The organism is Serratia sp. PAMC26656, from assembly GCF_016469055.2.
GTDB lineage: Bacteria > Pseudomonadota > Gammaproteobacteria > Enterobacterales > Enterobacteriaceae > Serratia > Serratia plymuthica.
Genome location: NZ_CP150486.1, coordinates 3,284,253 through 3,297,423 on the forward strand (window position 1 = coordinate 3,284,253; position 13,171 = coordinate 3,297,423).

Sequence of the window (13,171 nt, forward strand, 5' to 3'; positions counted from 1 at the left end):
AAGAAAGCAAAAATGCACCGATTAAGGTGCATTTGAGGTTGATGACAAAGTGGTCTTTGAGCCCGAGATACTCGGGCCTAGCGCACCGAGGGGCGCTCCGACGGCCAAGGCCGTTACGACCCCTTCGGCACGCTCTCCCTAATAACAGGCTTTGTCAGCAGTCTGAAATGCACCGATTAAGGTGCATTTGTGTTTGATGACAAGTGAGGGATCTTGCCGTATTGATTCTGGTGTTGCGATGCTTAGCGGCGGTTGCGCACCAGTTGGTAACGGCGAGTCAGGTATTCCACCGGCACGCTCCAGACATGCACCAGGCGGCAGAACGGGAACAGCACGAACAGCGTCATGCCCAGCACCATATGCAGTTTAAAGATCGGCGCTACGTCCGCCAGGTAATGTGACGCTCCGGCATGGAAAGTCACCACCGCCTGCGCCCAGGCCACCAGCTTCATCATCTCGCTGCCGTCCATATGCTGGGCGGAGAACGGAATGGTCAGCAGGCCAAGACACACCTGCATCACCAGCAACGTCAGGATCATAATATCGGCAAAGCTGCTGGTAGCGCGCACCCGCGGATTGGTCAGACGGCGTTTCAGCAGCAGCGCGCCGCCGATCAGCGTCATCACGCCGCAGGCACCACCGGCGATCATCGCCAATTTCTGCTTCACATCGATAGGCAGGAAGGACTCATACATCCAGTGCGGCGTCAGCATACCGAGAAAGTGCCCGGCGAAGATGCCCAGAATACCGATGTGAAACAGGTTGGAGGCCAGGCGCACGCCTTTTTTATCCAGCATCTGACTGGAACCGGCGCGCCAGCTGTATTGCCCGTAATCGTAACGCAGCCAACTGCCGATCAGAAAAATCGCCCCCGCCAGATAGGGGTAAATATCGAAGAAAAACAGATTCAAAAATTGCATGATTAGCGTCCTTGGGTTCCGGTTAGCGCCTCTGTCAGGTCCAGATACTGCGGTGCCACGGCACCGGCAAAACGCCGCTGGTGCGCCGTCTGCTGTGCCGAAGCGCAGCCCTGCTCGCCCAGAAACTTGATCTGTTCCTCTTCCCACACCGCATCCAGCGCCTGCGGCGTATCGTCCCTGGCCTCACCCGCCACCTGGCTCTCCAGGCTGGCGCTGTTGACGCCGGTGCCGGACAGCGTCAGTAACAGCTCAAACAGCACCGCATACGGGCTTTCGCGCTGCTGCAACCGGGCGCCGAGCAGCGCCAGAATCGGGGCGATGTCCTGCAACCCCTCAACGGCCTGCGCCTGGCTGCGGCTGGCGAGATACTCCAGATACAACGGCAGGAAATCCGGCAGCTCGCGGCTGTCGATCTCCAGCCCGGCGGTGCGGTATTGCGCCATCAGATCGACCATCGCCTGACCGCGATCGCGCGATTCGCCGTGCACATGTTCAAACAGCAACAGCGAGGTCGCGCGGCCCCGATCAAACAGTTCGCAGTATTCGGCCTGTACGTCCAGCAACGGACGGGCGCAGAAACGGCGAATAAACAGAATCAGCTGCGCGCTGCGGTGCAAATCCAACTCGTTTGCCGGCTCCAGCGCCTCGATCAGCGCCTTCTGGTGGTCAAACAATGCCTGTTCCGGGTAATCCAGCAGGCGAGCAATCACTTTCAGGCTAATCATGAGATATCCTCCTGACGGCCGGTTTTTTGCGTCACATCGATAGCGTCGATGCGGCGGCTGTTGAACAGGTTGAATTTACCGTCGCTGCCGTGGCAACCGTCGCCAAAGCTGAAACCGCAGCCTTTGCTTTCCGGGAAGGCTTCACGCGCCAGTTCGCGGTGGCTGGACGGGACAACGAAACGGTCCTCATAGTTGGCGATCGCCAGATAGCGATACATTTCCTGCGCCTGCGCTTCGCTCAGCCCCACCTGCTCCAGCGCGCTGATGTCCACCACGCCGTCCACGGTTTCCGCGCGTTTGTAGTGGCGCATCGCCAGCATGCGTTTCAGCGCCAGCAGCACCGGCGCCGTATCGCCGGCGGTCAGCAGATTCGCCAGATATTGCACCGGGATACGCAGGCTTTCCACGTCCGGCAGGACGCCGCTGTGCGCCAGCTCACCGGCATCTGCGGCAGATTGAATCGGCGACAACGGCGGCACGTACCACACCATCGGCAGCGTGCGGTATTCCGGGTGCAGCGGCAGCGCCAGCTTCCAGTCCATCGCCATTTTGTACACCGGCGACTGTTGGGCAGATTCGATCACGCCTTGCGGAATGCCATCCTTCAACGCCTGAGCAATCACCGCCGGGTCATGCGGATCGAGGAAGATATCCAACTGGCTCTGGTAGAGCTCTTTCTCATTTTCGGCCGCGGCGGCCTGTTCAATGCGGTCGGCGTCATACAGCAGCACGCCCAGATAGCGGATACGGCCGACGCAGGTTTCCGAACAGACCGTCGGCTGGCCGGACTCAATGCGCGGATAACAGAAAATGCACTTCTCTGACTTGCCGCTCTTCCAGTTGAAATAGATTTTCTTGTACGGGCAACCGGTCAGGCACATGCGCCAGCCGCGGCATTTATCCTGATCGATAAGCACAATGCCGTCTTCGCCCCGCTTGTAGATCGCCCCGCTCGGGCAGGTGGCGACGCAGGCCGGGTTGAGGCAGTGTTCGCACAGGCGCGGAAGATACATCATGAAGGTGTTTTCGAACTGCCCGTACATCGCCTTCTGCATGTTGTCGAAGTTTTTGTCCTGCGAGCGTTTTTCGAATTCACCACCGAGGATCTCCTCCCAGTTCGGGCCGTTTTCGATCTTCTTCATGCGCTGGCCGGTGATCAGCGAGCGTGGCCGGGCGATCGGCTGATGCTTGCCCTGCGGCGCGGTATGCAGATTCTGGTAGTCGTAGTCGAACGGCTCGTAATAGTCGTCCAGAGCCGGCACATCCGGGTTGGCGAAAATCTTCGACAGCAGCCCGACGCGGCTGCCCATGCGCGGTTCCAGTTTGCCGTTGATTTTACGGATCCAGCCGCCCTTCCATTTGTCCTGATCTTCCCAGGCGTGCGGATAGCCGACGCCCGGTTTGCTTTCCACGTTGTTGAACCAGGCGTATTCCATGCCCTCACGGCTGGTCCAGACGTTTTTGCAGGTCACCGAACAGGTGTGGCAACCGATGCATTTGTCCAGGTTCAGCACCATGCCGACTTGCGAACGAATTTTCATTTTGCTTTCTCCTGCCGGCTGCCCTGCGAGTCGTCGTTGCCTTCACCGTCTAACCAGTCGATCCGGTTCATTTTGCGTACCACCACGAACTCGTCGCGGTTGGAACCGACGGTGCCGTAATAGTTGAAACCGTAGGCCAACTGCGCATAACCGCCGATCATGTGGGTCGGTTTCGGGCAAACGCGGGTCACCGAGTTGTGGATACCGCCACGCTGGCTGGTAATTTCCGAACCCGGAATATTCACGATACGCTCCTGCGCGTGGTACATCATGGTCATGCCCGCCGGAATGCGCTGGCTGACCACCGCCCGCGCGGTCAGCGCGCCGTTGGCGTTAAAGGCCTCGATCCAGTCGTTGTCCTTGATGCCCAGATCCTGGGCGTCGTCTTCACTCATCCAGACAATCGGCCCGCCGCGCGACAGGGTCAGCATCAGCAGGTTGTCGCTGTAGGTGGAGTGAATGCCCCATTTCTGGTGCGGCGTCAGGAAATTCAGCGCCTTCTCTTTGTTGCCGTTCGGCTTCCGGTTCAGCAGCGGCTGCGCGGCGCGGGTGTCGATCGGCGGGCGATACACCAGCAGGCTTTCGCCAAAGGCACGCATCCATTCGTGATCTTGATACAACTGCTGGCGACCACTGAGGGTGCGCCAAGGGATCAACTCATGCACGTTGGTGTAACAGGCGTTATACGACACATGCTCATCTTCCAACCCTGACCAGGTGGGACTGGAAATGATTTTGCGCGGCTGGGCCTGGATATCGCGGAAGCGGATCTTTTCATCTTCCTTGTTCAGCGCCAGATGGCGGTGATCGCGGCCGGTAATGTTACCCAGCGCTTCCCACGCCTTGACCGCTACCTGCCCGTTGGTTTCCGGCGCCAGCGACAAAATCACCTCAGCGGCGTCGATCGCGCTTTCAATCTTCGGCCGGCCCACCGCCGGGCCTTCGGTTTTCACGTAGTTGAGTTTTTTGAGGAAATCGACTTCGGTCTGGGTATTCCAGGTGATGCCCTTGCCGCCGTTGCCCAGCTTGTCCAGCAGCGGCCCCAGCGAGGTAAAGCGCTCGTAGGTAGCCGGGTAGTCACGCTCCACCACCATGATGTGCGGCGCGGTTTTCCCGGGAATCAGGTCGCATTCGCCCTTCTTCCAGTCTTTCACGCCATAAGGTTGCGCCAGCTCTGCCGGGGAGTCGTGTTGGATTGGCAGCGTCACCACGTCGGTTTCCTGGCCCAGATGCCCAACGCACACCTCGGAGAAGGCTTTGGCGATGCCCTTATAGATCTCCCAGTCGCTCTTGGAATCCCAGGCCGGATCGACCGCCGCCGACAGCGGGTGAATGAACGGATGCATATCCGAGGTATTCATGTCGTCTTTTTCGTACCAGGTAGCGGTCGGCAGCACGATGTCAGAGTAAAGGCAGGTGCTGGACATGCGGAAATCGAGCGTCACCACCAGATCCAGCTTGCCTTCACCGCCGTTATCCCGCCATTCCACTTCCTGCGGTTTGGCACCGCCCTGTTGGCCCAGATCCTTGCCCTGAATACCGTTTTCGGTGCCCAGCAGGTATTTGAGCATGTACTCATGGCCCTTGCCGGAGGAGCCCAACAGGTTGGAGCGCCAGACGAACAGGTTACGCGGGAAGTTCTGCGGGTTGTCCGGTTGCTCGGCGGCGAAGCCAAGCCGCCCCGTTTTTAGCGCGTCGACGGTGAAATCTACCGGCGTCTGCCCAGCGGCTTTCGCCTGTACCGCCAGATGCAGCGGGTTAACGCCCAGCTGTGGCGCAGAAGGCAGCCAACCCATACGTTCGGCACGTACGTTGAGATCGATCAGGCTGCCGCCAAAGCGCGACTTGTCCGCCAGCGGCGACAACAGCTCTTCGGTTCCGACGGTTTCATATCGCCATTGGCTTGAGTGGTTATAGAAGAATGAGGTGCTGTTCATGTGGCGCGGCGGGCGTTGCCAGTCGAGACCGAACGCCAGCGGCAGCCAACCGGTTTGCGGCCGCAGTTTTTCCTGGCCGACATAGTGCGCCCAGCCGCCGCCGCTTTGGCCAACGCAACCGCAGAAGATCAGCATGTTGATCAGGCCGCGGTAGGTCATGTCCATGTGGTACCAGTGATTGACACCGGCCCCGACGATAATCATTGAGCGGCCACGGGTTTTCTCGGCGTTGTCGGCGAATTCGCGGGCGATGCGGATAATGTTGTGGCGCGACACGCCGGTGATCTGCTCGGCCCAGGCCGGCGTGTAAGCTTTGATGTCGTCGTAGTTCGCGGCACAGTTGACGTCGTCCAGACCACGTTCCAACCCGTAGTTGGCCAGGGTCAAATCGTAGACGCTGGCGACCAACGCCTCGCTGCCGTCCGCAAGACGCAGACGTTTTACCGGCAGCTTGTGCAACAGAATCTCGTCCAGTGCCACGCTATTGAAGTGCTCGCCCTCGGCTTTTATTCCGCCAAAATACGGGAAGCCCACCTCGGCTATCTCGTCATGAGCGTCCATCAGGCTGAGCTGCAGATCCACTTCCTGTTGGCCCTTGCCTTCACGCTGTTCCAGGTTCCATTTGCCCTGCTCGCCCCAGCGGAAACCGATTGACCCTTGCGGCGCCACCAGTTCGCCGCTGCGCTGGTCGATAGCAACGGTTTTCCACTCCGGATTGTTTTCCTGCCCCAACCCGTCCACCAGATCGGCGGCGCGCAGCAGGCGGCCGGCGGCGTAATACCCGGCTTCACGCGGTTCCAGTACGACCAGCATCGGCATATCGGTGTAGCGGCACACATAGTCGCGAAAATAACCGACCTCGCGATCCAGGTGGAATTCTTTCAACATCACGTGGCCCATCGCCAGCGCCATAGCGCTGTCGGTCCCCTGCTTGGGGTTCAACCATTGGTCGCACAGCTTGGCCACTTCGGCGTAGTCCGGCGTCACCGCAACGGTTTTGGTGCCTTTGTAGCGCACTTCGGTGAAGAAATGGGCATCCGGAGTGCGAGTCTGCGGCACGTTAGAGCCCCAGGCGATGATATAGGAGGAGTTGTACCAGTCGGCAGATTCCGGCACGTCGGTCTGCTCGCCCCAGGTCATCGGTGAAGCCGGTGGTAGATCGCAATACCAGTCGTAGAAGCTCAGACAGGTGCCGCCAATCAGCGACAGATAACGGGCGCCGGCGGCGTAGGACACCATCGACATCGCCGGGATCGGCGAGAAACCGATGATGCGGTCCGGGCCGAAGGTTTTAGCGGTATACACGTTGGAGGCGGCGATCAGTTCATTCACCTCCTGCCAACTGGAGCGCACAAAGCCGCCGCGCCCGCGGGCGACCTTATAGCTATTGGACTTTTCGGGGTCGGAGACGATAGAGCCCCAGGCATCGACCGGATCGCTGTGCAGCGCCTTCGCCTCACGCCACAGTGCGATCAGGCGTTTACGCATCAGCGGATATTTCAGTCGGTTGGCGCTGTACAGATACCAGGAATAGCTGGCGCCGCGTGGGCAACCTCGCGGTTCATGGTTGGGCAGATCGGGGCGAGTGCGCGGGTAATCGGTCTGCTGGGTTTCCCAGGTCACCAGGCCGTTTTTGACGTAAATCTTCCAGCTGCATGAGCCGGTGCAGTTCACTCCGTGGGTCGAGCGCACAATCTTGTCGTGCTGCCAGCGGCTGCGGTAGCCGTCTTCCCAGTCGCGGTTGGTGTTAAGCGTCTGGCCATGATCGCCAGAGAAGGGTTCCGCCAGTTGCTTAAAATAGCGGAAACGGTCTAGAAACTTGCTCATCCGGAGTTCTCCTGAAGGGCTTTGATGCTTTATCGTTATAAGGAATGACGTTGCTCAATCTGCCGCCAGCCTACTGATGCGACAAAGGCGGCAAATTGATTGCGATCAAGGGAACGGAGGGAGATAAACGGGGACGCAAGCGTGACTACCCCTAAAGTATAATCAGGAGAAGGAAGGCTAGTTTATTGAAAGTAAAAGCAAAAAATGAGGGATTGCATTTGATGGGGGGAGCGACAAGTCGGGCTGGAGTATTTGGGGGTAGGATGCGGGGCAGCCCCCGCATCCGGCAGTATTAACCGAGATCCATTTCGTGCCCTATCCACTCGCCGCTGTCGCGGTTGATAAAGCGCAGATACTGCTCGTACTCTTCTTCACCGTAGAACAGGTTCAGTAATGGCGTTTTGTAGAACGACTGCCACATTTCCCCCAGCAGGATGGGGCGGCGCGGAACATAGATATTCTCGATGAGGTTGTAGCCGGTGGCCATCAGCATGAAACACAGGAAGAAGTAGTTGAACCTGCCGCGCAGGAAAGACCCCTGATGGGCGACGTAGTAAAACAACAGGAACACCGACGCCACGCTCGCATAGCGGCTCGCCGCCTGCAATGAGCTGGAACACAGGAAGACAAACACCACCAGCCACGCCGCAGCGTTTTTGATATCCCCGGTCTGGTTGCGCATCGGGTTGCCCAGCATATACCCGCCGAGGAACAGCGCCGGGAACAGGATAATCAGGAAGTTAATCATCCCGTTGGCGTTACCGCTGGTTAGATAGTCGCTGGCATACATGCCCGAGGTATAGACGTCCGAGTAGCTATTGATGCCGGAAATCGTAATATGCGACAGGATAAACGGCAGTGCGAGCTTGGCGGTCACCAGCGCAATGGCGCTGAACAATACCGTCAGCGGGCGGTTCAGGCGCATCAGCCTGCTGCACAGGAAAACACCGACCAGCAGCATGCTGGAAAAGTGTGTCAACATGGCGAAAAGCATCAAGCAGATGGCAAGCGTTTGATTTTTCTTATGGCAAAACAGCGTCATGGCGAGTGTCATCACGGCCATAGAGAAACCAAAGCGCAGCCCCATGGCGATGATAAACGGGTTGATCAGAAACAACACCGCCAGGTGCAGCAGGACAAACTGCCGCGAGGAAAACGTCTTGCCGGAGTGCAACATGACAATATTCAGCGCGGTGAGATAACAGTAGACCGACAGCGCGGTGTAAAGCCCCGGAATGACGAAAAAGGGAATGCCCAGCGTTTTAAAAATGTAAAAGTTGGCATAAAGAACGATGTCCACCTTGCCCTGGATCACGTCACCCAGCGTAGTGGCCGAGGTGATGGCCGCGTAATTGGCAAAGTGGCGATAGAGATCCGCCAACGGCGGGATCTTGATGAAAAAGAAAAAAAAGCAAAGCGCTATCAGCAGATAGGCCATCGAGTTTTTCTTTCCTGGGCGCAGCGTGGCGATACTCTGTATCAAAGCAAATAGCGGTACCGTCAACAACAGCACGCTGCCGATCACCGTAGAACGTTCAAAGCGCATAATCTTCCTCTGGATGGGTTCGCCGTTCACCGCACATCACACATGGCCCTTCAGAAGGGGACGCCGCGGAAAAACACGTTGCGGATGATATTTTTCATGTAAACCCCGGCCATCAGGCCGCTGTTCACGTAGACAATGCCCTTAAGACCGTACACTACGCCCGCCAGCCGGCTCTTGCCGTCGGTAATGATGCGTGAATCAATACAGGTATGGCGCAGGCGCATAACCTTGCGCGCCCGGGGCGATATCTGCGGCATCAGCCGCCTTTCGAACTGCATTTTGTTGCGATACCCGATAATGCCTTTCGGGCTGGAGGTAATGCGTTCGCCGTCATGATCGTTATGTACCGCCAGGCGTTCATGCAGCGTGCCGATGCGCGCCCCGGCCGCCAGCAGCCGATACAGGAAAATATGGTCCTGGTAGCGCGGGGTGTTGAAAAAGCCGCGCACCGCAATCGCCGTGCTGCGCCGCATCATGATCATCGGCGTATAGGCTACGCCGGCCAACATAAAGTCCTCCAGGCCGTCGCAACGGGCGCGGTAATAATGGTCTGCGTTAATCTGGCCGTTCTTCAGAATATCCATATCGCACAGGTTGACGTCATAATCGCTCTGGCGCATGAACGCCAGTTGGTGGGCAATCTTCTGCGGGTGGTAGTAATCGTCGTCATCCAGAAAAGTGATGTACTCCCCGCTTGAACGCAGGATCCCGCTGTTGCGCGCCAGCGCCCCGCCGCCGTTGTGCCGACGCGGATAATAGATAATCTGCCCCTTATCAATATAGCCTGCCAGGCATTCGCGGGTCGCCAGGCGGTGCGCATCGCCTGGCGGATTGTCGTCCACCACGATGATTTCCAACGTGCGGTGGGTTTGCGCCAACACGCTGTCAATGGCGCGCGTCAGCAGCTCGCTGCGGCCATAGGTGGGTATGATAACGCTGACTTTGATGTCCATTGTCTTATTCTGCCTGTAGGGGGCGAATACATTCACCCCGTTTAACATGGGCGCAGCATGCGGCGCCCTACTCGATCCGGGAATGGGTAAATACAGCGCCGCTATCCGCGCAGGCTATAAAGCCGGGCCATCAGGTAATAAGCCAATGGACTGCGATAGAACAGCCGGTTCTTGCGGCTCAGCAGTTTGCGCTCCTCTGCGCGTAAACCGGAATAGCGGCGTTTCAGTTCGCCGGTTTCCCGCAACGCGTCGCGCAGCCCGAAAAAATCCAGCCCCACCAGCAGACGTGCCTTCAGCGTGGTGACATAAAGGATCGAATACAGCCCATTCCCCGTTCCCTGGAGCCGTCCGCTGTCGGCGCCGGCGATGGCATAATCCAGGTCATCCAGATCGCGCCGCTTTGGCGCACGCGTAATGCCGTTCGGGTTGGCGCGGTATCCCACCAGCGGCGTATCGCACATCACGATGCGTTCCGCCTTCAGGTACAGCTGCGGGATTAGCTGAATATCCTCAAAATTGCGTCCCGGCGGGAAACGCATCTCGTCGAATAACGTTTTGCGGTAAATACGCGCCCAGGCAAACCACAGGCTGCGATTGAAGCTGTCCGCCAGCAGCGCCATATGCGTGTCGCGATCCTGCGGGGCAGCATTGCCGGGCACAATGGCCAGGGTGCAGTCAGGCTGGATTTGGCCGTTGTTCATCACGGAAAATCGCTGGGCATTGAAAGCCACGATGTCCGCCAGCGGGTTATCCGCCAACAGCCGGCCCAGAATGCTGAAATACCCTTCCAGCAGCACATCGTCAGAATCCAGGAAACCGATATGCCGCCCCTCGGCATGCGCAATGCCGCTGTTGCGCGCCTCGCTCAGCCCTTGGTTATGCTGCCGCAGGATGCTGACCTGCGGTTTCAGTTGCGGGTAACGGCACAACACCTCTTCGGCAATGTCGATGGAATCGTCCGGGCTGCCGTCATCCACAATGATCACCTCCGCCCAATCAGGCAGTTGTTGCAGTACCGAGCAAAGGCACGCCTCAATGTAAGCCTCGACCTTATAGACCGGAATAATCAGGCTCAGGGTGGTTTTCATGATCGGTTATCCTTTCTTTTCTGTTTGACGTTGCACCTCTACCGCACTGCTGCCCATCGATGACAACTGCGCGTCGATCTGCGTCTTCCCTTGCGCTCGCCAGCCCGCAGGCAGATCGAAACGCGCCGACATCGGCCGATAGTAAGGGTTGGCGATCAACACCAGGCCGCGCTCGCCGTTGATAAACAGCCGCGCCGGGATGGCGGTATTGTTGCCCTGCAGCAAGAGGCTTTCGCCAGACAGCAGGTAGGGGTTAAAGCTGACAATCTGCTGCGCTACGCTGGCGACACTTCGCCAGACAGCATCGAATTCCCGCTGGCTGAAGCCACCGCGTTGGCGCTTGTAGAACAAGTCGGTATAGGAATAAAACAAGATGCCCTTCGCGCCGCCAATCAAGCCCAGCCAGGCCTGATTGCGCATCTCCGCCTCAGTGGGCTGGCGCGGTTTACGTTTTGGCGCGTAAGCGGCGTGATCCATGATCTGCATCACCAGCCAGGCTCCCTTGACCTGGCGCGCCACCTGGCTGGTGATACGCGTGTATTCCAGGGTTCGCGTCAGATCGGCGTCTCTACCGACCGGGTAAGGATCGCTGGCCAGCACGTCCGAACTGTTGAAATAGGCGTTGAGCGTGCCGGTCTTGTCCAGCACCTGGAACGTCAGGTGATCCGGATCCAGCCGTTTCACCTGCAGGTGTTTTTCTTCAATCTGCGGCACATACTCCGGCCCCAGCTCATCGTTGATGTACCAGGCCAGCAGGTTCGGTTCATGTTTGAACTTTTCGACGTAATTCGCCGTCAGTTGCGGGTAACTCAGTTTGGTTTGCGGCGCGAACCGGGTACCGGGATACAGGTCTTTCAGCGAAAAAATCACCTGCAAGCCATACTGCTGCGTTTTGCGGAAATAACGGCTCGGATCGCCCACGGTGCCATAGTTGTAATTCAGCAGCGTGTTGAAACCGGCATCGCGGATGCGCGCCAGATGCTCATCCGTCGCCATCTCACCGTACATGTAAATGCCGAGCGGGAAGAAACGCTTCCCCTGTTTCAGGGTATAGCCCTGCGCATCCAGCGCCACTCTCGGTTGCGGGCGGCCGACGCTGATCGGCATCTCGCTGCGCTGGCTGCGCTGAGTCGCCACGTCCGTCACCTGCTGCTGCAGGCGGTATTCCCCGGCGGCCAGCCCGGCCGGCAGCCTGAACTCTACCTGCTGTTTCCCTTCTATGCGGTAACGGCGGCTGTCGCTTTTCACGGCGGCACTTTTTGCGTCGACCAGCGTGCTGTCCACTTGCACCTGCTGCGGATCCACTACCTCGATCAGGCTCGATGCCGCGCCGTTGCCTGCGCGCATCTGGTACAGCGCCGGCGCAACCGGCTGCCGACAGGCGTAAACGTCGTCAAACCAGGCGCTGCCGGTCGTACCGCGGCGCAGATAAACCCCCAGCACCACCTTTACCGCCCGCGCCGGTACCCTGAAATCGCCGGTGACCGGTTGCCAGCCGCTGGTGCCCAGCACGCCCTGCGGGTAGCTGCCCGCCAGAAAGTGCCCCTGATCGTCGTAGCTTTCGACAAACACCGTCGCGCCCTGGTTGTCGCCCTTGCCCTTCAGGTTCTCGCCACGCACCCAGGCGCCGAAAGCCAGCTGTTGGCCCGCTTTGACCGATAGCGTCTGCAACATGTTGTGATAGTTGGCCGGATTGTGGTTTTGATAAAACAGGCTGGCCTGGCCGGTATGGCCGCCGGACACCACCTCTGCGGAAGTCAGCGACCAGCCCGCACCACCTTGCTCAAAGCCGGGGTTAGCCAACAGGTTGTCGCCGCAAGGCGCGGCATGGGCCTGCACGGCCAGCCCGACGCCCGCCAACAGGCAGGCGAAAGAGAGCTTGCTGATATTCATTGTCGTTTCATCACTGCGCTGTACAAGTAGGAGAAGAACAGGTAGCAGGACTTCTGGTAGGACAGCCCCAAATGGCGACGATAGATTTGCCACTGCCAGTCCGCCGCCTTGATTTTGTTGCCCGACAGCGACTGGGCGGAAAGACGGTAAAAAGCCAGCGGTTCAGGAATACAGTACGCCAGACGGTTGCGCGCCTTTTCCAACACCGACAACCACATCACATAATCCTCATGCCCTACCTTCCTCTGGTAGATCTTGCCCACCCGGCGCTGGTTGTACATGCCGGTCAGGTTGCCGATCCAGTTGCTTTTCAGCATGTCCTTGTAGGCGATAATCTCGCCTGCGCCACGGTAGTTTTTCACCAGCGCCGGATCATTTTCGAAGGTGTAATAATGCGAACACACCACGTCGTAACGGTTTGTCTTCAGGACGCTGACCTGGCGCGCCAGTTTGTTTTCGCGCCAGACGTCGTCGCTGTCGCAGAAAGCGATGTAGTCACCGCGCGCCGCCTCAATGGCGATATTGCGGGTTTCGGCCACACCCTGGTTGGTGTTGTTGCGAATGTAGGTCAGACGATCGTGAATGAAGGGTTTAACCACGTCTGCGGTGTTGTCCGTCGAAGCATCGTCGATCACATACAAATGGTAATCCTGATAAGTCTGGTTCAGCACACCCAGGATCGATTCTTTGATAAAACCGGCGGCGTTGTACGCCGGCATGATTACTGACACCTTTTCCATC

Annotated in this window: 9 protein-coding genes; all 9 read right to left on the minus strand. The window is 58.4% G+C overall.

The features are described 5' to 3' along the window. Window positions 1-242 precede the first annotated feature (242 nt). The 9 genes from narI to JEM67_RS16680 all read right to left on the minus strand — a co-directional run bounded on the left by narI (window position 243) and on the right by JEM67_RS16680 (window position 13,170). A complete protein-coding gene (narI, locus tag JEM67_RS16640; RefSeq protein WP_199634886.1) occupies window positions 243-920 on the minus strand; it encodes a respiratory nitrate reductase subunit gamma in 678 nt (225 codons plus the stop codon). 2 nt (window positions 921-922) lie between these two features. Next, window positions 923-1,645: a nitrate reductase molybdenum cofactor assembly chaperone gene (narJ, locus tag JEM67_RS16645; protein WP_199634885.1), complete on the minus strand. Its 723-nt coding sequence runs from the start codon at window positions 1,643-1,645 to the stop codon at window positions 923-925. After that, complete coding sequence (gene narH, locus JEM67_RS16650; RefSeq protein ID WP_199634884.1) at window positions 1,642-3,186, minus strand: nitrate reductase subunit beta; 1,545 nt, start codon at window positions 3,184-3,186, stop codon at window positions 1,642-1,644. The genes narJ and narH overlap by 4 nt, the downstream gene beginning before the upstream one ends. Further along, window positions 3,183-6,950 (minus strand): nitrate reductase subunit alpha, encoded by a 3,768-nt coding sequence (locus JEM67_RS16655; RefSeq protein ID WP_199634883.1) that lies wholly within the window; start codon window positions 6,948-6,950, stop codon window positions 3,183-3,185. Before JEM67_RS16655 ends, narH begins: the two co-directional genes overlap by 4 nt. A gap of 292 nt (window positions 6,951-7,242) precedes the next feature. Beyond that, window positions 7,243-8,496 (minus strand): EpsG family protein, encoded by a 1,254-nt coding sequence (locus JEM67_RS16660; RefSeq protein WP_199634882.1) that lies wholly within the window; start codon window positions 8,494-8,496, stop codon window positions 7,243-7,245. 50 nt (window positions 8,497-8,546) lie between these two features. After that, window positions 8,547-9,449, minus strand: coding sequence for a glycosyltransferase family 2 protein (locus tag JEM67_RS16665; RefSeq protein ID WP_199634881.1), 903 nt, complete (start codon window positions 9,447-9,449; stop codon window positions 8,547-8,549). 101 nt (window positions 9,450-9,550) lie between these two features. After that, window positions 9,551-10,537, minus strand: a complete 987-nt coding sequence (locus tag JEM67_RS16670; RefSeq protein ID WP_199634880.1) for a glycosyltransferase family 2 protein — start codon at window positions 10,535-10,537, stop codon at window positions 9,551-9,553. A gap of 6 nt (window positions 10,538-10,543) precedes the next feature. Further along, window positions 10,544-12,430 (minus strand): carbohydrate-binding protein CenC, encoded by a 1,887-nt coding sequence (locus tag JEM67_RS16675; RefSeq protein ID WP_199634879.1) that lies wholly within the window; start codon window positions 12,428-12,430, stop codon window positions 10,544-10,546. After that, complete coding sequence (locus JEM67_RS16680; protein WP_199634878.1) at window positions 12,427-13,170, minus strand: glycosyltransferase family 2 protein; 744 nt, start codon at window positions 13,168-13,170, stop codon at window positions 12,427-12,429. Before JEM67_RS16680 ends, JEM67_RS16675 begins: the two co-directional genes overlap by 4 nt. Window position 13,171 lies beyond the last annotated feature (1 nt).